This window comes from Variovorax soli NBRC 106424 (genome assembly GCF_001591385.1).
Classification (GTDB): Bacteria; Pseudomonadota; Gammaproteobacteria; order Burkholderiales; family Burkholderiaceae_C; genus Variovorax; species Variovorax soli.
This window is the reverse complement of the sequence record NZ_BCUU01000101.1, coordinates 1-18,550: the sequence shown is the minus strand read 5'-3', so window position 1 is coordinate 18,550 and position 18,550 is coordinate 1. Positions and strand designations below refer to the sequence as shown.

Annotated in this window: 17 protein-coding genes; 11 read left to right on the top strand and 6 right to left on the bottom strand. The window is 68.7% G+C overall.

Going from position 1 to position 18,550, the window contains the following annotated elements; genetic code table 11:
* Nucleotides 1–82: 82 nt before the first annotated feature.
* Together VSO01S_RS27780 and VSO01S_RS21980 are read right to left on the bottom strand one after the other, a co-directional pair.
* Nucleotides 83–223 carry a hypothetical protein gene (locus tag VSO01S_RS27780; RefSeq protein WP_169804108.1) on the bottom strand — a complete coding sequence of 47 codons (141 nt, stop codon included), beginning with the start codon at nt 221–223 and terminating at the stop codon, nt 83–85.
* Nucleotides 224–245: 22 nt separating this feature from the next.
* Nucleotides 246–1,466, bottom strand: coding sequence for an MFS transporter (locus tag VSO01S_RS21980; protein WP_068644932.1), 1,221 nt, complete (start codon nt 1,464–1,466; stop codon nt 246–248).
* A 177-nt stretch (nt 1,467–1,643) separates the two neighbouring features.
* On the opposite strand from VSO01S_RS21980, the gene VSO01S_RS21975 reads away from it, so the two are divergent.
* The 9 genes from VSO01S_RS21975 (at nt 1,644) to ylqF (ending at nt 12,388) form a co-directional block, all read left to right on the top strand.
* Nucleotides 1,644–3,614, top strand: coding sequence for a DNA topoisomerase IV subunit B (locus VSO01S_RS21975; protein WP_068644931.1), 1,971 nt, complete (start codon nt 1,644–1,646; stop codon nt 3,612–3,614).
* Nucleotides 3,595–4,431, top strand: a complete 837-nt coding sequence (locus tag VSO01S_RS21970) for a lytic transglycosylase domain-containing protein (protein ID WP_068644930.1) — start codon at nt 3,595–3,597, stop codon at nt 4,429–4,431. The genes VSO01S_RS21975 and VSO01S_RS21970 overlap by 20 nt, the downstream gene beginning before the upstream one ends.
* A 14-nt stretch (nt 4,432–4,445) precedes the next feature.
* Nucleotides 4,446–6,824: a DNA topoisomerase IV subunit A gene (gene parC, locus VSO01S_RS21965; RefSeq protein WP_068644929.1), complete on the top strand. Its 2,379-nt coding sequence runs from the start codon at nt 4,446–4,448 to the stop codon at nt 6,822–6,824.
* Nucleotides 6,824–7,012 carry a hypothetical protein gene (locus VSO01S_RS21960; RefSeq protein ID WP_068644928.1) on the top strand — a complete coding sequence of 63 codons (189 nt, stop codon included), beginning with the start codon at nt 6,824–6,826 and terminating at the stop codon, nt 7,010–7,012. The genes parC and VSO01S_RS21960 overlap by 1 nt, the downstream gene beginning before the upstream one ends.
* Nucleotides 7,013–7,071: 59 nt before the next feature.
* Complete coding sequence (locus VSO01S_RS21955; RefSeq protein WP_068644927.1) at nt 7,072–7,737, top strand: alpha/beta hydrolase; 666 nt, start codon at nt 7,072–7,074, stop codon at nt 7,735–7,737.
* Nucleotides 7,738–7,830: 93 nt separating this feature from the next.
* The gene (gene gshA / locus VSO01S_RS21950; protein ID WP_068644926.1) at nt 7,831–9,384 is read left to right on the top strand and encodes a glutamate--cysteine ligase; all 1,554 of its coding nucleotides are present in this window, start codon (nt 7,831–7,833) and stop codon (nt 9,382–9,384) included.
* 104 nt (nt 9,385–9,488) lie between these two features.
* The gene (locus tag VSO01S_RS21945) at nt 9,489–10,430 is read left to right on the top strand and encodes an SDR family NAD(P)-dependent oxidoreductase (RefSeq protein WP_068644925.1); all 942 of its coding nucleotides are present in this window, start codon (nt 9,489–9,491) and stop codon (nt 10,428–10,430) included.
* 119 nt (nt 10,431–10,549) lie between these two features.
* Complete coding sequence (locus VSO01S_RS21940; RefSeq protein WP_068644924.1) at nt 10,550–11,416, top strand: D-amino acid aminotransferase; 867 nt, start codon at nt 10,550–10,552, stop codon at nt 11,414–11,416.
* 9 nt (nt 11,417–11,425) lie between these two features.
* Nucleotides 11,426–12,388: a ribosome biogenesis GTPase YlqF gene (gene ylqF, locus VSO01S_RS21935; RefSeq protein ID WP_068644923.1), complete on the top strand. Its 963-nt coding sequence runs from the start codon at nt 11,426–11,428 to the stop codon at nt 12,386–12,388.
* A gap of 21 nt (nt 12,389–12,409) precedes the next feature.
* Here the strand turns inward: ylqF and VSO01S_RS27845 are convergent, their stop codons facing one another.
* Nucleotides 12,410–13,273 carry a restriction endonuclease gene (locus tag VSO01S_RS27845; RefSeq protein ID WP_068644922.1) on the bottom strand — a complete coding sequence of 288 codons (864 nt, stop codon included), beginning with the start codon at nt 13,271–13,273 and terminating at the stop codon, nt 12,410–12,412.
* Between the two features lie 71 nt (nt 13,274–13,344).
* Here VSO01S_RS27845 and VSO01S_RS21925 point away from each other — a divergent pair, with 71 nt between their 5' ends.
* Nucleotides 13,345–14,295: a M14 family metallopeptidase gene (locus VSO01S_RS21925; protein WP_068644921.1), complete on the top strand. Its 951-nt coding sequence runs from the start codon at nt 13,345–13,347 to the stop codon at nt 14,293–14,295.
* Here VSO01S_RS21925 and VSO01S_RS21920 read toward each other — a convergent pair.
* Both VSO01S_RS21920 and VSO01S_RS21915 read right to left on the bottom strand, forming a co-directional pair.
* The gene (locus tag VSO01S_RS21920) at nt 14,292–15,161 is read right to left on the bottom strand and encodes a peptidoglycan DD-metalloendopeptidase family protein (RefSeq protein WP_068644920.1); all 870 of its coding nucleotides are present in this window, start codon (nt 15,159–15,161) and stop codon (nt 14,292–14,294) included. The two genes, VSO01S_RS21925 and VSO01S_RS21920, sit on opposite strands and share 4 nt — an antisense overlap.
* Before the next feature lie 3 nt (nt 15,162–15,164).
* The gene (locus VSO01S_RS21915; protein ID WP_068644919.1) at nt 15,165–16,973 is read right to left on the bottom strand and encodes a glutamine--tRNA ligase/YqeY domain fusion protein; all 1,809 of its coding nucleotides are present in this window, start codon (nt 16,971–16,973) and stop codon (nt 15,165–15,167) included.
* A gap of 186 nt (nt 16,974–17,159) precedes the next feature.
* On the opposite strand from VSO01S_RS21915, the gene VSO01S_RS21910 reads away from it, so the two are divergent.
* The gene (locus VSO01S_RS21910) at nt 17,160–17,492 is read left to right on the top strand and encodes a hypothetical protein (RefSeq protein ID WP_084242035.1); all 333 of its coding nucleotides are present in this window, start codon (nt 17,160–17,162) and stop codon (nt 17,490–17,492) included.
* A 75-nt stretch (nt 17,493–17,567) separates the two neighbouring features.
* Here the strand turns inward: VSO01S_RS21910 and VSO01S_RS21905 are convergent, their stop codons facing one another.
* The gene (locus VSO01S_RS21905; protein WP_068644918.1) at nt 17,568–18,407 is read right to left on the bottom strand and encodes a LytR/AlgR family response regulator transcription factor; all 840 of its coding nucleotides are present in this window, start codon (nt 18,405–18,407) and stop codon (nt 17,568–17,570) included.
* Nucleotides 18,408–18,550: the final 143 nt, after the last annotated feature.

Below are 18,550 nucleotides of genomic sequence, written 5' to 3'. Positions count from 1 at the left end.
GGCGCCAGGTGCGACCAGCGCTGGACCCAGGGGGAGGGCGCCGCCAGGGCGGCGTGGGCGTCGCCCGGCGACGGGGCGGCGCTCAGAAGCATGACCAGACCTGGTCGATGAGCGTGACCAGGAAGGCCGGCCGGGTGTAGAGCGCGAACACCCCGCCCAGCACGGCCAGCGACGTCGCCAGCCAGGCGGCGCGTTGCAGGGTGGGGCGGTGTTTGGAGCTCATGGCCGGGCCGATTTTCCCAGTTTCAGGCCGCTTGCGGCGCTGGCCGCACCGGCCGCGCGATGGCGCCTTCGCGCACCGGCAGGTTCACCAGGGCGGCGAACACGCCCAGCGCAATGGCGAGCCACCAGACGATGTCGTAGCTGCCCGTGCGGTCATACAGGAAGCCGCCCAGCCAGACGCCCAGGAACGAGCCGATCTGGTGCGAGAAGAACACGAAGCCGCTGAGCATCGACAGGTGCGACACGCCGAAGATGCCGGCAATGATCGCGTTGGTGGGCGGCACCGTGGAGAGCCACAGGAAGCCGATCACCGCGGAGAACACGTACACCGACGTGGGCGACAGCGGCGCCAGCAGGAAGAGGGCAATGGCCACCGCGCGGCCCAGGTAGATGGCCGCCAGGATCTTGCGCCGCGCCAGCCGCTGGCCCAGCGAGCCGGCGGCGTAGGTGCCGAAAACGTTGAACAGGCCGATCAGCGCCAGGGCGTAGCTGGCCACTTCCGGCCCCAGTCCCTTGTCGCGCAGGTAGCTGGGCATGTGCACGCCGATGAACACGACCTGGAAGCCGCACACGAAGTAGCCCGCCATCAACAGGCGGAAGCTCGGGTAGCGGAAGGCCTCGGCCACGGCCTGGGCGATGCTCTGCTCGCGGTGCGCCTGGCCGGTGCTGTGGCGCGGCTCGCGCAGAAAGAGGGCCAGCGGCGCGATGATGAGCGCCGCGCCGGCCAGCGCCAGCAGCGCGTTCTGCCAGCCCAGGTGGGCAATCAGCTGGCCTTCCACCGGCACCATGAGGAACTGGCCGAAGGAGCCGGCGGCGGCTGCCACGCCCATGGCCCAGGAGCGCTTCTCGGCCGGGATCTGGCGGCCGATGACCCCGTAGATGACGGCGTAGGTGGTGCCCGCATGCGCAGCGCCGATCAGCACGCCGGTGGTCAGCGCGAACATCAGCGGCGTGGTCGACAGCGCCATGCCCACCATGCCCAGCGCATAGAAGACGGCGCCGAGGATCAGCACCTTGGCGGCCCCGAGCCTGTCGGCCAGCATGCCGGCGAAGATGCCCATCACGCCCCAGGAGAGGTTCTGGATCGCCAGTGCGAAGGAGAAGGTCTGGCGCGACCAGTCCTGCGCCTGCGTGATCGGCTGCAGCCACAGGCCGAAGCCGTGGCGGATGCCCATCGAGAGGGTGACGATCAGGGCGCCGCACAGCAGCACCCGCTGCAGGCTCAGGGGTTGGGGGGAATTCATGGTCCGGGCAAATGTAGTCAAAAAGGCGCGGGCCTGCTTGTCACCTCCAGCGCCCCATTGTTGAAATCTTGTGGATGCTTTGATGCGTTGCCGACATCGGTCGCGGCAGGGGCCGCATCGAGGTCGGCGCGCTGCCCCGGCGGGCGGTCCGATGCGCGGACCTAGAATCCCGCGCTTATGGCAAGCAAGGAACCAGGCACATACGGCGAGGCGTCGATACGCGTCCTCAAGGGGCTCGAGCCCGTCAAGCAGCGGCCGGGCATGTACACCCGCACCGACAATCCGCTGCACATCATTCAGGAGGTGCTGGACAACGCCGCCGACGAGGCGCTGGCCGGCTTCGGCAAGAAGATCAAGGTCACGTTGCACGCCGACGGCTCGGTGAGCGTGGAAGACGACGGGCGCGGCATCCCCTTCGGGTTGCACCCGGAAGAAAAGGCGCCCGTGATCGAGCTGGTCTACACCCGGCTGCACGCGGGCGGCAAGTTCGACAAGGGCGCCGGCGGCGCCTACAGCTTCTCGGGCGGCCTGCATGGCGTGGGCGTGAGCGTGACCAATGCGCTCTCCAGGCGGCTGGAAGTGGTCTCGTACCGCGAGAACACCGTGGCCCAGCTTGCCTTCTCGGGCGGCGACGTGGCCGAGCCTTTGCAGACGCGCCCCCAGGCGGCCGGCGACCGCAAGCAGGGCACCACGGTGCGCGCCTGGCCCGACGGCAAGTATTTCGAGTCGAGCACGCTGCCGATCCACGAGCTGACGCATCTGCTGCGCAGCAAGGCGGTGCTCATGCCCGGCGTGGCCGTGACCCTGGTCAACGAGAAGACCAAGGACACGCAGCAGTGGCTCTACAAGGGTGGCCTGCGCGACTACCTCATGCAGACCCTCAGCGCCGACCCGGTGATTCCTCTTTTCGAGGGCACCGGCTACGCCGACAAGAACGCCGACAGCTTCGCCGAAGGCGAGGGCGCCGAATGGTGCGTGGCCTTCACCGAGGAAGGCCAGCCGGTGCGCGAGAGCTACGTCAACCTCATTCCCACCAGCGCCGGCGGCACGCACGAGAGCGGCCTGCGCGACGGCCTGTTCAATGCCGTCAAGAGTTTCGTCGAGCTGCATTCGCTGCTGCCCAAGGGCGTGAAGCTGCTGCCCGAAGACGTGTTCGCGCGCGCTTCCTACGTGCTCTCGGCCAAGGTGCTCGATCCGCAGTTCCAGGGCCAGATCAAGGAGCGGCTGAACTCGCGCGACGCGGTGCGGCTGGTGTCCAGCTTCGTGCGTCCGGCCCTCGAGCTGTGGCTCAACCAGCATGTCGACTATGGCAAGAAGCTGGCCGAGCTGGCCATCAAGGCGGCGCAGACGCGCCAGCGCGCCGGCCAGAAGGTCGAGAAGCGCAAGGGCTCCGGCGTGGCCGTGCTGCCTGGCAAGCTCACCGATTGCGAGAGCAAGGACACCGCGCACAACGAGGTCTTCCTGGTGGAGGGCGATTCGGCTGGCGGCAGCGCCAAGATGGGCCGCGACAAGGAAAGCCAGGCCATCCTGCCGCTGCGCGGCAAGGTGCTCAACACCTGGGAGGTGGAGCGCGACCGCCTGTTCGCCAACACCGAGATCCATGACATTTCGGTGGCCATTGGCGTCGACCCGCACGGGCCCGACGACACGCCCGACCTTTCTGGCCTGCGCTACGGCAAGGTGTGCATCCTGTCGGATGCCGACGTGGACGGCTCGCACATCCAGGTGCTGCTGCTCACGCTGTTCTTCCGGCACTTTCCCAAGCTCATCGACGCCGGCAACGTGTACATCGCCAAGCCGCCGCTGTTCCGCGTGGACGCGCCGGCGCGCGGCAAGAAGCCGGCCGCCAAACTGTACGCGCTGGACGAGGGCGAGCTCACTGCCATCCTCGACAAGCTGCGCAAGGACGGCGTGCGCGAAGGCGCATGGACCATCAGCCGCTTCAAGGGCCTGGGCGAAATGAGCGCCGAGCAGCTGTGGGAAACCACTCTCAACCCCGACACCCGGCGCCTGTTGCAGGTGCGCCTGGGCAGGCTCGATTTCTCGCAGACCCAGGGCGAGATCACCAAGCTGATGGGCAAGGGCGAGGCGGCGGCGCGGCGCGAACTCATGGAACTGCGTGGCGACGATGTCGAGGTGGACGTCTGAGCTTGCCCGGCTCCTACATCGCTGGTCCAAGGTGCTGATCGCCCTTGGCATGGCGGCGCTGTGGCCGCTCGCGCAGGCCGCCAACATCTACGGCTACGTGGATGAGCGGGGCGTGGCGCATTTCGCCTCCGAGCCGCTGGATGCGCGCTACCAGCTCTTCTTCAAGGCGGGCCAGAGCTTCGACACCTCGGCCGGCCTGCCCGGCCCGGGCCGCGGCGGATCGACGTCGGCGCAGCGCAGCCTGGTGGCCATGTTCGATGCCTCGCCCGGCTACAAGAACGCCAAGCGCGCCCTGCGCGACGCGGCGCGCAGGCACGACATCGACTACGAATTGCTGCAGGCGCTGGTGGCGGCCGAGTCGGGCTTCGATCCGCAGGCGGTGTCGCCCAAGGGCGCGCTCGGCCTGATGCAGCTGATGCCCGAGACGGCCGCGCGCTACGGCGTGCGCGCCGACGCGCGCGCCAGCGTGCAGGACAAGCTCTTCGACCCGCGCCAGAACGTGGCCGCCGGTTCGCGCTACCTCAGCGACCTGATCGACCTGTTCCCCGGCCGGCTCGACCTGGCGCTGGCCGCCTACAACGCGGGCGAGGGCGCGGTGCAGCGCGCCGGCAACCGCATTCCGAACTATCCCGAAACGCGCAACTACGTGGCCACCGTGATGCAGCTCTACGCCTACCTCAAGCCCTCGGCCGCCGTGCGCGCCGGTGCAGGCGGCGGCGCACCAGGCCGCGTGCGCATGGAACTGCCCGGCCCCAAGGGCGGCGCGGTCGGCCGCGGCAACGTGCCGCCCGCCGCGGGCCTGCCCAACACTTATTGAACGACTCGCTATCTATGGATTCCGAACAACCGACGCTCGACCTTTTGCCGCCCGATGACGACGGCGGCCTGACCCTCGCCGAATACGCGCAGCAGGCGTACCTGGAGTACGCACTGTCCGTGGTCAAGGGCCGCGCGCTGCCCGACGTGTGCGACGGCCAGAAGCCGGTGCAGCGCCGCATCCTGTACTCGATGTCCCGCATGGGCCTGGGCTTTGGCGGGGCCAACGGCACGGTGGGCGCCAAGCCGGTGAAGAGCGCCCGCGTGGTGGGCGACGTGCTGGGCCGCTTCCATCCGCACGGCGACCAGGCCGCCTACGACGCGCTGGTGCGCATGGCGCAGGACTTCGCGCAGCGCTATCCGCTGGTCGATGGGCAGGGCAACTTCGGCAGCCGCGACGGCGACGGCGCCGCGGCCATGCGCTACACCGAGGCGCGCCTGGCGCGCATCACCAGCCTGCTGCTGGACGAGATCGACGAAGGCACGGTGGACTTCGTGCCCAACTACGACGGCAGCACCGAAGAGCCCAAGGTGCTGCCCGCCCGGCTGCCCTTCGTGCTGCTCAATGGCGCGAGCGGCATCGCGGTGGGCCTGGCCACCGAAATTCCCAGCCACAACCTGCGCGAGATAGCGGATGCCTGCGTGGCGCTCATCAAGAGCAACGGCAAGCTCAGCGACGAGGAGCTGGCGGGCCTCATTCCCGGGCCCGACTATCCGGGCGGTGCGCAGATCATCAGCAGCCCGGCCGAGATCGCCGAGGCCTACCGCACCGGCCGCGGCTCGCTCAAGGTGCGCGCGCGCTGGAAGATCGAGGAACTCGCGCGCGGCCAGTGGCAGCTGGTGGTGAACGAGCTGCCGCCGGGCGTGAGCTCGCAGAAGGTGCTCGAAGAGATCGAGGAGCTCACCAACCCCAAGGTGCGCGCCGGCAAGAAGGCGCTCACCGCCGAGCAGACCCAGTTGAAGGCCGCAGTGCTGGCCGTGCTCGACGTGGTGCGCGACGAGTCGAGCAAGGACGCGCCGGTGCGCCTGGTGTTCGAGCCCAAGACCAGCCGCATCAGCCAGGAAGAATTCACCACCACGCTGCTGGCCCACACCTCGCTGGAAAGCTCGGCGCCCATCAACCTCACGATGGTGGGCATCGACGGCAAGCCGGTGCAGAAGTCCCTGCGCCAGATGCTCGGCGAATGGGTGGAGTTCCGCGCCGGCACGGTGCAGCGCCGTTCGCAGTTCCGCCTCGACAAGGTGCTCGACCGCATCCACATCCTCGAAGGCCGGCAGCTGGTGCTGCTCAACATCGACGAAGTGATCGCCATCATCCGCGCGGCCGAGGACCCGAAGGCCGCGCTCATCGCCCGCTTCAACCTGAGCGAGCGCCAGGCCGAGGACATCCTGGAAATCCGCCTGCGCCAATTGGCGCGCCTGGAAGCCATCAAGATCGAGCAGGAGCTGAAGAACCTGCGCGAAGACCAGAAGAAGCTGGAAGAAATTCTGGGAAGCCCGGCCGCGCTGCGCCGCCTGATGATCAAGGAGATCGAGCAGGACGCGAAGACCTTCGAGGACGCGCGCCGCACGCTCATCCAGGCCGAGAAGCGCGCCGTGGCCGAGGTGCGCGTGGTGGACGAGCCCGTGACCGTGATCGTGTCGCAGAAGGGCTGGGTGCGCGCCCAGAAGGGCTGGGCCGCCGACCGTACGGCGCCGCCCGAATACAGCTTCAAGTCGGGCGACGCGCTGTACGAGGCCTTCGAGTGCCGCACGGTCGACACCCTGCTGGTGTTCGGCACGGCCAAGGACAAGAGCGTGCGCGTGTACACCGTGCCGGTGGCGTCGCTGCCGGGCGGACGCGGCGACGGCCAGCCGGTCACCACCCTCATCGACCTGGAAAGCGGCACGCACGTGCAGCACTTCTTCGCCGGGCCCGCGGGCGCCAGCCTGCTGCTGGCCAACACCGGCGGCTATGGCTTCATCGCCTCGGTGGACAACATGATGTCGCGCCAGCGCGCGGGCAAGGCCTTCATCGACGTGGGCGAGGGCGAAGGCCTGTGCCGGCCGTCGCTGGTGGGCGGCGCCGGCGGCGCCGAGCCCGCGCCCATGGCCACGCACGTGGCCTGCGCATCGACGGGCGGGCGCATCCTCACCTTCGACATCGGCGAGTTGAAGGCGCTGCCCAAGGGCGGACGCGGCCTGACGCTGATCGACCTGGACGCCAAGGACAGCCTGGCCGGCGCCGCGGCCTACACGCGCAGCGTGAAGATCGAAGGCATCGGCCGCGGCGGCAAGGCGCGCGACGAGACGCTGGAGATCCGCTCGCTCAACAACGCCCGCGCCGCGCGCGGCCGCAAGGGCAAGGCCGCCGACCTGGGCTTCAAGCCCAGTTCCATCGTGCGGGTGCAGTGATGGACATCGGTACCGTCGGCATCGTCATCATCGTGGCCAGCGGCATCGTCAGCTTCGCGCTGGGCCGCTACTTCTCGAACAAGCGCCGCGAGAAGAAGGATGCGCAAAAGCGCGCCGCCGACATGGCCAATCAAAGCCGTCAGGTGCGCCGCGCGCGCGAGCGCAAGGAAGAACGCGGGCGCCGCTAGGCGCAGCGGCTGCCCCTGACCCATTCATTCCATCCAACTTCCGAAGAAAGCGAAGCCGCATGTCCCTGCCTCCCATCGAAATCGAGACCGGCCCGAACCCCACCGCCTCCATCGTGCTGATGCACGGCCTGGGCGCCGACGGCAACGACTTCGTGCCCATCGCGCAGGAGCTCGACCTGTCCAGCGTCGGCCCGGTGCGCTTCGTGTTCCCGAATGCGCCGGTCATGCCGGTCACCATCAATGGCGGCTACCAGATGCCGGCCTGGTACGACATCTACGGTCCCAACCTGGTGCAGCGCGAGGACGAAGCCGGCCTGCGCCGTTCGCAGGCGAGCATCGAGGCGCTGATCGAGAAGGAAAAGGCGCGCGGCATCGCGGCCGGGCGCATCGTGGTGGCGGGCTTCTCGCAGGGCTGCGCGATGGCGCTGATGACCGGCCTGCGGCATGTCGAGAAGCTGGCCGGCATCGTGGGCCTCTCCGGCTACCTGCCGCTGGCGGCCACGCTGGCGGCCGAGCGCAATGCGGCCAACCACGACACGCCGATCTTCCTGGCCCATGGCAGCGCCGACCCGGTGGTGGTGCTGCCGCGCGCCACCGCCACGCGCGATGCGCTCCAGGCCCTGGGCTACCAGGTCGACTGGCACGAGTACCCCATGGCGCATTCGGTGTGCATGGAAGAAATTGCCGATCTCAACGCCTGGCTGCTGCGCGTGCTGGCACGCTGACTGCCACAGGGGCGCTTGACCGTGTCCAAGCATGTCTTGCCCGGGCGTGCTAACTTCCGGCCCCACTTGGAAATAACAACCGGTCCTATGGATATGAGCAGCACTTTGCAGGAGCGTGTGAACGCGCTCTCGCCCGCGCGCCTGCTGGGCATGCGCCGCGGGATCGAGAAGGAAAGCCTGCGGGCGCAGCCCGATGGCCGGCTGGCCCTGACGCCGCATCCGGCGGTGCTCGGCTCGGCATTGACGCATCCGCACATCACCACCGACTTCAGTGAATCGCAGGTGGAGTTGATCACCAGTGCCCACACCGGTGTCGAGGCCTGCCTGGAAGAGCTTTCGCGCATCCACCAGTTCACCTACAAGGCGCTGGAGGCCAACGACGAGCGCCTGTGGGTGTCGAGCATGCCCTGCGGCCTGCCGGCCGACGAGACCATTCCGATCGGGCGCTACGGCTCTTCCAATGTCGGGCGTGCAAAGAGCGTCTACCGCATGGGGCTGGCCTATCGCTATGGCCGGCGCATGCAGACCATCTCGGGCATCCACTACAACTGGTCGCTGCCCGGCGTGGACAACGAGCAGTACTTCGGGCTGATCCGCAACTTCCGGCGCAACGCCTTTTTGCTGCTGTACCTGTTCGGTGCGTCGCCCTCGCTGTGCTCGACCTTCGTCGCGGGCCGCGAGCACGAACTGCAGCCGCTGGGCGAGGGCAGCATGTACATGCCCCACGCCACCTCGCTGCGCATGGGGCGCCTGGGCTACCAGAGCGACGCGCAGTCCTCGCTGGCGGTGAGCTACAACAGCCTGGAAGGCTATGGCGCCTCGCTGGAAGATGCGCTCACCCATCCCTGGCCGGCCTACGAGGCGATCGGCATCCAGGGCCCCGGCGGCGAATACAACCAGCTGGCCACTACGCTGCTGCAGATCGAGAACGAGTTCTACGGCACCATCCGCCCCAAGCGCACCATCTACACCGGCGAGCGCCCGCTGCATGCCTTGCGCGAGCGCGGCGTGGAATATGTCGAAGTGCGGCTGATGGACCTGGACCCCTTCGAGCCGATGGGCATCAACGCCCGGACCATGCGCTTCCTGGACGTGTTTTTGCTGCATTGCCTGCTGTCCGACAGCCCCGACGACACGCCGGCCGAAATCGCGGAACTGGCGCTGGGCCGGCACCTGACGGCGGCGCGCGGCCGCGAGCCCGGCCTGAAGCTGCCGCGCGGCGGACGCGAAGTCGCGCTGGTGGACTGGGGCGCTGAAATCCTTGCGGAGTGCGTCCCCATCGCGGCCGCGCTCGATGCGCTGCATGGCGGCGGCCTGCATGCCCAGGCTGTTCGGGCCGCGCAGGATGCGCTGAATGCGCCCGACAGCCTGCCATCGGCGCGCGTGCTGCAGGCCATGGCCAGCGGGCACGGCAATTCCTTCACTTCCTTCGTTCGCGCGCAGTCCGAAAGCACCCGCGAACACTTCGCCAGGCTGCCCTGGGCCGAGCACGAGCAGGCGCACTTCGAGCAGATGACGCAGGACTCGATCGAAGCCCAGCGCAAGATCGAAGAGAGCGAAACCGTGCCTTTCGAGGTCTATCGCGAGCAGTACGTGTCCGCGGAACGCCTGGGCCTTCGCCAGCGCGACGCCGCAGTTTCCGTCTAGCGTCCGCGCGCCCCGGCCGTCGCCTGCGCGACGCAGAGCGGCCCGCCTGCCCACGGACACTTGCTTCTTCCAGCAACACCCCGATTCGCAAGAACCTTCGACCCATGAGCAGCACCCTCGGCAGCAACAACGACAAACTCGACTTCCAGGGCCGCGTGGCCATCGTCACGGGCGCCGGCGGCGGCCTGGGCCGCCAGCACGCGCTGGCGCTGGCGGCGCGCGGCGCCAAGGTGCTGGTCAACGACCTGGGCGGCACGGTGAACGGCAGCGGCGGCTCGCCCACGGCGGCGCAGGCGGTGGTCGACGAGATCAAGGCGGCCGGCGGCCAGGCGATTGCCAACGGTGCCTCGGTGACCGACTTCGCGGCGGTGCAGGCCATGGTGCAGCAGGCGGTGGACGCCTGGGGCCGCGTCGACATCCTGGTGAACAACGCCGGCATCCTGCGCGACAAGAGCTTTGCCAAGATGGAGCTGGCCGACTTCCAGCTGGTGGTGGACGTGCACCTGATGGGCTCGGTGAACTGCACCAAGGCCGTGTGGGCGCTGATGAACGAGCAGAAGTACGGCCGCATCGTGATGACCACCTCGTCCTCGGGCCTGTACGGCAACTTCGGCCAGGCCAACTACGGCGCGGCCAAGATGGCGCTGGTGGGCCTGATGCAGACGCTGAGCATCGAAGGCGCGAAGAACGACATCCGCGTGAACTGCCTGGCGCCCACGGCCGCCACGCGCATGACCGAGGACCTGTTCCCGCCCGAAATGCTGGAGGCCTTTAAGCCCGAGGCGGTGGTGCCGGCCATGCTGGTGCTGGCCAGCGAGCAGGCGCCCAACCGCACCATCCTCTGCGCCGGCGCCGGCACCTTCGAGGCGGCGCACATCACGCTCACCCAGGGCGCCTACATCGGCATTGGCGACCATGCGCCCGAGGCACTGGCCGCGCGCCTGGCCGAGGTGACCGCCAGCGAGGGTGAGCAGGTGCCGCAAAGCGGCGCCGCGCAGGGCAGCAACGAAGTGGCCAAGGGCATGGCCGCAGCCGGCCGCGGCTGAGGAAGAAGGCCCGCAGGCGGCGCCCCGGCGCCGCGACCATTCCCGCCGGCGCCGTCATGGAGGCATGATGGCGCCTTGTCATTTTTGAAGGTGGCATTTCGCCGCCGCGCATCATTCCCATGGCCCAACTGCCCGACACCCTTTGCTACCTCAACGGTGAATACACCCCGCTCAACCAGGCCAAGGTCTCGGTGCTCGACCGCGGCTTCATCTTCGGCGACGGCATCTACGACGTGGTGCCGGTGTATGGCCGCAAGCTGTTCCGCTTTGCGCAGCACCTGGCCCGGCTGGAGCGCAACCTGGGCAAGCTGCGCATTCCCAACCCGCACACCAGCGACGAATGGCTGGAGCGCTGCCGCAAGCTCATTGCCGCGCATGCCAGCGAAGACCAGATGATCTACATCCAGGTCACGCGCGGCGTGGCGGTGCGCGACCATGTCATGCCGCAGGGCATCGCGCCCACCGTGTTCATCATGGCCAGCGCGATGAAGCTGCCCAGCGCGCAGGCGGTGCGCGAGGGCGTGGCCTGCGTCACGGCGGAAGACTTCCGCTGGGAGCGCGGCGACATCAAGAGCACCTCGCTCCTGGGCAACGTGATGGCGCGGCAGGTATCGGCCGACGCGGGCGCCACCGAGACCATCCTGTTCAGAGAGCGGCAGCTCACCGAGGCCTCGTCCTCCAACGTGTGGATCGTGCGCGATGGCGCGGTGTACGGCGTGCCCAAGAGCGAGCACGTGCTGGAGGGCATCCGCTACGAACTCATCCGAGAACTGTGCGAGCAGGAGGGCATTCCGTTCGCGCTGCAACCCATCGACGCAGCCCAGGTGCACGGCGCGGACGAACTGATGATCAGCTCCGCCAGCAAGGAGGTGCTGCCCGTGGTGCTGCTGGACGGCCAGCCCATCGGCAATGGCCAGCCCGGCCCGGTGTTCCAGCGCCTGTACAGCGCCTACCAGGGCGCCAAGGCGGCGCAGTCCCGCGCCTGAAGACGGTCCATGCCCATCCAGTGGTTCCCCGGTCACATGAACGTGACCAAGAAGGCGATCGCCGAGCGCGTGTCCGAGGGCATCGACGTCGTGATCGAGCTGCTCGACGCGCGCCTGCCGGGCTCCAGCACCAACCCCATGCTGCAGGCGCTCACCGCGGGCAGGCCGCGGCTGAAGGTGCTCAACAAGCAGGACCTGGCCGACCCCGACGTGACCGCGCGCTGGCTGGCCCACTTCAACGCGCAGCCGGACACGCGCGCCATCGCGCTGGATGCCAGCGAGCGCGCACCGGCGCAGCAGCTGGTGGCCGGCTGCCATGCGCTGGCGCCCAACCGCGGCGGCATGGCCAAGCCGATGCGGGTGCTGATCTGCGGCGTGCCCAACGTGGGCAAGTCCACGCTCATCAACACGCTCAAGGGCGAGCGCAAGGCGAAGACGGGCGACGAGGCCGGCATCACGCGGCTGGAGCAGCGCATCACGCTGGCCGACGACTTCTACCTGTGGGACACGCCCGGCATGCTGTGGCCGCGCATCATCGTGGACAAGAGCGGCTACAACCTCGCCGCCAGCGGCGCGGTGGGCCGCAATGCCTATGACGAGGAAGAGGTGGCGCTGGAACTGCTCGACTACCTGCGCCAGCACTACGCACCGCTGCTGGAGGCGCGTTTCAAGCTCGACGAACCCATTGCGCAGATGCAGGGCGAAGAAGTGCTGGAAGCCATCGGCCGCAAGCGCGGCGCGCTGCTGGGCAAGGGGCGGGTCAACCTGCAGAAGGCGGCCGAGATCGTGATGAACGAATTCCGCGCCGGCACCATCGGCCGCGTCAGCCTGGAGACGCCTGAGGAGTTTGCGCAGTGGCTCGCGGCCGGCGAGCAGAAAGACGCGCAGCGCGAAGCCAGGAAGGCGGCGCGCAAGAAGGCCCGGGGCAAGGGCACATCACCGGCCGACGATGCCGCGCCGGCTTCGCAATAGCCACTACGCGGCTTTCTGAGACTAGGGCAGGGCAGTGGCCTTGCCCAGCGCAATGTCCAGCAGCGCGTCTTGCTGCTCCGGCGTGCGGTGCGAAATCAGCTTGAGCAGCGCCTCGCCGTCCTGCGTCTGGATGCCGTTGGCCTTGGCGAACTCCATGGCTTCCAGCGAGAAGGTCGAACTGGTCACGTAGGTGCCGTGGGCGAGGCCCTGCGCCGTCATCGCGGAAAGAAATTCGCGCAACTCCCGCGCGGTGACCGCCTGGCCTTCCCAGTGCCGGCAGCGCACGACGCGCGGCTCGGGCATGTGGCGCGACTGCACCCAGATGTCCACGCCGCCATCGTCGCCCTGGCTTCGGGTGCTGGCGGCAAAGCCGGCCTGCTTGAAGAAGGCGGCGCACAGCGCCTCGAAGCGGCGCCAGTCCATCCGCGCCAGCAGCCGCGGGCTCCAGCTGGCTTCGGGCTCTTCTTCCTCTTCGTCGTCCTCGGCCGGATCGGAACGGACCGAGATGGTGTCCACGAAGCGCGGCTCGAGCTCGGCGCCGCTGCTGCGGCTCACGCCCAGGGCGGCCAGCACGGAGGGCCGCGTCATGCCGGCCTGCGCTTCGTCTTCCACCGGCTCCGCAACGCGCTCGAACGACGCCGTGCCACTGCGGCGCGTGACGCGCACGTAGATCGCGAAGGCCAGCCCGAGCAGCAGGGCCAGCCAGGCCAGAGGCCGCACCCCGACCGACAGCGCCTGGACCGAGCCGCCGGCCGGCAGCAGGTAGGAGGCCAGCAGCAGCAGGCCGCCGACCAGCGCCACCCACCAGCCCTTGGCGCTGGCGCTGTAGTCGGCTGCCCATTCTTGCCCACGTCTGGCTCGGTCCGGATCGGTCATGGTGTCCATGCGGATGTAACCAAAAGTTGTAGGTCTGCGGAGTTTACGGGTTTGGTTGGCAAATTGACACAATCTGGCCCATGACGCAACAACCAGACGATCTCCCGCCTCTCGAAGTCCTGCCCCGCGACATCTCGGCCTACGCCAAGGGCAACACCGGCATTCCCTACGTGCATCGGTTCGAGTCCGGCCGTCCCGGCCCGCACGTGCTGGTCAATGCGCTCACACACGGCAACGAGATCTGCGGCATGGTGGCCGCCACCCATCTGCTGGACACCGGTGTGCGTCCGGAGATCGGCACGTTGACCGTCAGCTTTGCGCATGTGGAGGCCTACAACGCCTTCGACGCCAAGGCGCCGCACGAGAATCGGCAGCTGGTGCACAACCTCAACCGCGTGTGGTCCGACGAATGGCTGAACGGCCCCGAGGACAGCCCCGAGCTGCGCCGGGCCCGCGAGCTGCGCCCGGTGGTGGCGGCTGCGGACCACATCCTGGACATCCACTCCACCAGCCAGCCGGTCGACCCCTTCTGGGTGTATCCCGCCTTTGCGCGCAACGCCGAGGTGGCGCTGGCCATCGGCCGGCCGTCCATCCACCTGGTGATGCCCAAGGGCCTGGGCTCGGGCACGCCGCTCATCCAGCATGGGCGCCATGGCGAGGAAGCGGGCACCGCCGGCGCCGCGCTGGTGGCGGAGTGCGGCCAGCATTTCCTGCAATCGGCGGCGGACCTGGCGACGCAGGTGGCGCTGGATTTTGTCGCGCATTTCGGCCTGATCCGGCGCGATGCGGCCAGCCGGCCCAAGCCCGCGCCGCAGCGCCGCTTCGAGCTGATGCACACGCGCATGGTCAAGACGCCGGAATTCCGCTTCGTGCGCCCGCTGGTGGGCTTCGAGACCTTTGCCAAGGACGAGCTCATCGCCATCGATGGCGACGAGGAGGTGCGCGCCCTCTGCGACGAATGCACGGTGCTGATGCCGACCCGCCTGCCGATCGTCGGGCGCGAGGGCGTGTACCTGGCGCGGCCGATCTAGGCTTCGATGAAGAGAGCCGGGTCCACCATGGCCCGGTTCAGCATCACCGACCAGTGCAGGTGCGGCCCGGTGACGCGGCCGGTGGCGCCCACCGCGCCCAGCCGCTCGCCGGTGCGAAGCGCATCGCCCGGCCGCACGTCGATGGCGCTCAGGTGGCAGTACATGCTCAGCAGCCCGCCGCCGTGGTCGAGCCAGACGGTGTTGCCGTTGAAGAAGTAGTCGCCGGTGTCGATCACCTTGCCGGGCAGCGGTGCCAGCACCGGCGTGCCGGTACCGGCGGCGATGTCCATGCCGCTGTGCGGATTGCGTGCCTGCCCGTTGAAGATGCGGCGCAGCCCGAAGGAACTGGAGCGGCGGCCGGGCACGGGCACCTGCATCTGCAGCGAGGCTGGCGGGGCGGCTTCGGTGAAGGTGGCCATCACGGTGGCCAGGTGCGTGCGTTCGCGCTCGTAGCGGGCCTGGTCGGCAGGCGAGAGGTCGACCGTGCGCGGCGGCACCTTCAGGCGCTGCTCGGTGTATTTCTTGGGCGAGACGGAATAGGCCAGCTGGCGCGGCGCTGCTGCATTGCCGCCGCGCACGTCGATGCGGCGTTCGCCCGGCACCGCCGAGAGCGGAATGCCCACCAGCGCCGTCCATTCGATGGCATCGCCCAGCACCAGCAAGGGAACGCCCGCTTCAGAAGCGCGCGGGCGCTCGGCGGCCGGGCCGAGCGACAGCCGCGCGATGCCGCCGGGCACCTGCGAACTGCGCGGCCACGCAACCGCACCGTCGTCCGCGCTCCTGGCATGCAGCCCGACGGCTTGCATGGCCAGCACGGAGGCCGCGCCACCAAGCAGCAGCCGGCGGCGGCGAATGGGCGCCGGCATTGGCTACTTGCCCCAGCTGTCGCGCATGCCGGCCGTGCGGTTGAACACCGGACGGCCGTTGTTGCCGTTGCCGGCCTTGGTGTCCAGCACGAAGTAGCCGTGGCGCTCGAACTGGAAGGGCACGTCGCTGTTGGCCTGCGCGAGCGAAGGCTCCACATAGGCCTGGCAGACCTGCAGGCTGTCGGGGTTCAGCTCGTCCACCAGGTCGCCGGCGCCGGGCTGTTCGGGGGTGAAAAGCCGTTCGTACAGGCGCACCTCGGCCGGCACCGCATCGGCGGCGGCCACCCAGGTGATGTTGCCCTTGACCTTGATCGCGTCGGCGCCCGGCGTGCCGCTCTTGGTGTCGGGCACCAGCCTGGCCTGCACTTCCACCAGCGCACCGCTGGCGTCGCGCGTGGCACCCGTGCATTCGACGACGTGGCCGTATTTCAGCCGCACCTTGTTGCCGGGGAAGAGGCGGAAGAAGCCCTTGGGCTGCACGTCTTCATAGTCGGTGCGCTCGATCCAGACCTCGCGGCCCAGCTTGAAGCGGCGCGTTCCCATGTCGGGGTGGTGCGGATGCACTGGCGCGCTGCAGTCGTCCAGCGCATCGTCGCCGCCCATGAGTTCGCCCCAGTTGGTGATGACCAGCTTGACCGGGTCGAGCACGGCCATGGCGCGCGGCGCGATGGGGTCCAGCGTTTCGCGCAGGGCGGCTTCCAGCGCGGCGTAGTCGGTCCAGCCGCCGGCCTTGGTCACGCCCGAGCGCTCGCAGAACAGCTTGATCGCATCGGGCGTGTAGCCGCGCCGGCGCAGGCCGGCCAGCGTGGGCATGCGCGGGTCGTCCCAGCCGTCCACGTGCTGGTCTTCCACCAGCTGGCGCAGCTTGCGCTTGCTGGTCACGATGTGGTTGACGTTCAGGCGCGCGAATTCGTACTGGCGCGGATGCGGGCTGGCGATGAGCCCGCCTTCGGCCAGGCGGTCGAGCAGCCAGTCGTAGAAGGGCCGCTGGTCCTCGAACTCCAGCGTGCAGATGCTGTGGGTGATCTGCTCCAGCGCGTCCTCGATGGGATGCGCGAAGGTGTACATCGGGTAGATGCACCACTTGTCGCCGGTGTTGTGGTGGGTGGCGCGGCGGATGCGGTACAGGGCCGGGTCGCGCAGGTTGATGTTGGGGCTGGCCAGATCGATCTTGGCGCGCAGCACCGCGCCGCCGTCGGGCAGCTTGCCATCGCGCATGTCGCGAAAGCGCGCCAGGTTTTCTTCGGGCGTGCGCGCGCGGAAGGGGCTGGGCGTGCCGGGCGTGTTGAAGTCGCCGCGGTTGATGCGCATCTCTTCGGGGCTTTGCTCGTCCACGTAGGCCAGGCCTGCGCCGATGAGGTATTCGGCCGCCCGGTACATGAAGTCGAAATAGTCGCTGGCGAAGTACTGGTGCGAAGCTTGCGCACCCGGGTGCGCCGGATCGTCGGCAATGGAGGTGCCGTAGCCCATCCAGTGCACCGCCTCGCGGATGGCGTCGACGTATTCCTGTTCTTCCTTTTCGGGGTTGGTGTCGTCGAAGCGCAGGTGGCACACGCCGCCGTACTGCTCGGCCAGGCTGAAGTTCAGCCAGATGCTCTTGGCATGGCCCAGGTGCAGGTAGCCGTTGGGTTCGGGCGGAAAACGCAGGCGCACGCGGGCCGGATCGGCCATGCCCTGGGCATGATGGTCGGCATCGCCGGGCGATCCACCCCACTTGCGGGTGGCGTAGGCGCCCTGTTCAAGGTCGTGCTCGATGACGTGGCGCAGGAAATTGCTGGGCTTGGCCGGCTCTTTATCGGCGGGGGAATTCATCACTGGATTCTAGAAGGGCGAACAATCCGGGGCCGGATGGCGCCCATCTCCTACAAACCGTGCGGCGGCTTCGGGTTACCTTTTGGAACGATCTTCACTTTGCATCGTGCACGGAACTTACAGGTTGCGCGTTCAATCACTACGACACGGCATCCCGCTTGGGCGGGTGCCCGCAAGGAGTATCAAATGACCATGAATCGTTCCGTTTTCAAGTGGGTTGCCGCCGGGGTGCTGGCTGCCGGCGCGTTGGGCGCTGCCGCCACGGCATCGGCCGGGGTGTCCTGGTCGGTCAACGTGGGCGTTCCTGGCGTGGTGGTGGCTCCGGCGCCGGTGTACTACCCGCCGGCCCCTGTCTACTATGCGCCCCCGCCGCCGGTGTACTACCGCCCGGCGCCTGTGTATTACGCGCCGCCGCCGGTGTATTACCGTCCGGCCCCCGTGTACATCCAGGGTGGCGGCTACTACCGCCATGGTCCGCGCTACTACGGGCCGCGGCCGCGTCCCGTGTATCGCTATTGAGGACAAAAATCGCACATCAAGTAAAAGCCGGCCCTTGGGCCGGCTTTTTCATGGGTGCGCGAATTGCACCGCGCCTCACATCGCTCGGAAGAGATGGGCGTACAGGCGGCTTATCACGATCTTCTCGGGCCGCCCACGCAAGCGCAGCAGCAGCTTGCCCGACTCGTCGCGCTGCACCTGCTCGATCGCCTCGCTGCGCACCACCACCGCGCGGTGCACTTGCCAGAAGGTGTCGGCGTCCAGTTGGGGAAGCAGTTGCTTGAGGGGGGTGCGGATGAGGTACTCGCGCTCGGCGGTGAGCACGCGCACGTACTTGTCGGCCGCCTCGAAATACAGCACGTCCTGGATGGGCACCATGTGCACCGTGGTGCCGCCCGTGTCGCTGGCGGTGATGAACCTGAGCAGGGGCGCGGCGGCGCCGCCCGCAGGCCCCGGCGCACCTGCCGCGCCGATCAGCCGCCGCCATTCGCCAAGCGTCTGCTCCAGCAGTTCCGCCGGTGCGCGTGGTGCCGCCTGTTGCTGCTGCACGGCCGCCAGCGCCTGCTGCACGCGCGCCACCGTCTTTCGAAGCCGCTCCGGCTGCACCGGCTTGCGCACGTAGTCGATGGCCTGCGCGTCGAAGGCCCGTACGGCGTATTCGTCGTACGCGGTAACGAACACCAGCTGCGGCATGGGCGCCTCGGCCGCCGGCCAGCGGTCGGCGATTTCCATCGCGGCGCCCAGGCCGTCCAGGCCCGGCATGCGGATGTCGAGGAACAGCACCTGCGGCAGGTGCTCCAGCGCTTCGCGCACGGCGCTGTGGCCGTCGGCCACCGCGGCCAGCACCTCCAGTTCGGGCCAGGCGGCGCGCAGCTCGGCGCGCAGGGCCTGTGCCAGCAGGGGTTCGTCTTCGGCGATGAGGGCAGTGGCTTTCATGGACGATTCAAGGGAATGTGGACGACGGCCCGCGTGCCGCCGCCGGGCAGCGGGCCGATGTCGAGGCGGCCCCGCGCGCCGTAGACGGTGGCCAGGCGCTCGCGCACATGGCCCAGGCCGAAGCTGCCGCCGGGGTCGTCGGC

Bases quoted from the DNA above. Each gene is read 5' to 3' on its own strand.
- VSO01S_RS27780 (WP_169804108.1), bottom strand. From the start codon at position 223: ATGAGCTCCAAACACCGCCCCACCCTGCAACGCGCCGCCTGGCTGGCG.
- VSO01S_RS21980 (WP_068644932.1), bottom strand. From the start codon at position 1,466: ATGAATTCCCCCCAACCCCTGAGCCTGCAGCGGGTGCTGCTGTGCGGC.
- VSO01S_RS21975 (WP_068644931.1), top strand. From the start codon at position 1,644: ATGGCAAGCAAGGAACCAGGCACATACGGCGAGGCGTCGATACGCGTC.
- VSO01S_RS21970 (WP_068644930.1), top strand. From the start codon at position 3,595: ATGTCGAGGTGGACGTCTGAGCTTGCCCGGCTCCTACATCGCTGGTCC.
- parC (WP_068644929.1), top strand. From the start codon at position 4,446: ATGGATTCCGAACAACCGACGCTCGACCTTTTGCCGCCCGATGACGAC.
- VSO01S_RS21960 (WP_068644928.1), top strand. From the start codon at position 6,824: ATGGACATCGGTACCGTCGGCATCGTCATCATCGTGGCCAGCGGCATC.
- VSO01S_RS21955 (WP_068644927.1), top strand. From the start codon at position 7,072: ATGTCCCTGCCTCCCATCGAAATCGAGACCGGCCCGAACCCCACCGCC.
- gshA (WP_068644926.1), top strand. From the start codon at position 7,831: ATGAGCAGCACTTTGCAGGAGCGTGTGAACGCGCTCTCGCCCGCGCGC.
- VSO01S_RS21945 (WP_068644925.1), top strand. From the start codon at position 9,489: ATGAGCAGCACCCTCGGCAGCAACAACGACAAACTCGACTTCCAGGGC.
- VSO01S_RS21940 (WP_068644924.1), top strand. From the start codon at position 10,550: ATGGCCCAACTGCCCGACACCCTTTGCTACCTCAACGGTGAATACACC.
- ylqF (WP_068644923.1), top strand. From the start codon at position 11,426: ATGCCCATCCAGTGGTTCCCCGGTCACATGAACGTGACCAAGAAGGCG.
- VSO01S_RS27845 (WP_068644922.1), bottom strand. From the start codon at position 13,273: ATGGACACCATGACCGATCCGGACCGAGCCAGACGTGGGCAAGAATGG.
- VSO01S_RS21925 (WP_068644921.1), top strand. From the start codon at position 13,345: ATGACGCAACAACCAGACGATCTCCCGCCTCTCGAAGTCCTGCCCCGC.
- VSO01S_RS21920 (WP_068644920.1), bottom strand. From the start codon at position 15,161: ATGCCGGCGCCCATTCGCCGCCGCCGGCTGCTGCTTGGTGGCGCGGCC.
- VSO01S_RS21915 (WP_068644919.1), bottom strand. From the start codon at position 16,973: ATGAATTCCCCCGCCGATAAAGAGCCGGCCAAGCCCAGCAATTTCCTG.
- VSO01S_RS21910 (WP_084242035.1), top strand. From the start codon at position 17,160: ATGACCATGAATCGTTCCGTTTTCAAGTGGGTTGCCGCCGGGGTGCTG.
- VSO01S_RS21905 (WP_068644918.1), bottom strand. From the start codon at position 18,407: ATGAAAGCCACTGCCCTCATCGCCGAAGACGAACCCCTGCTGGCACAG.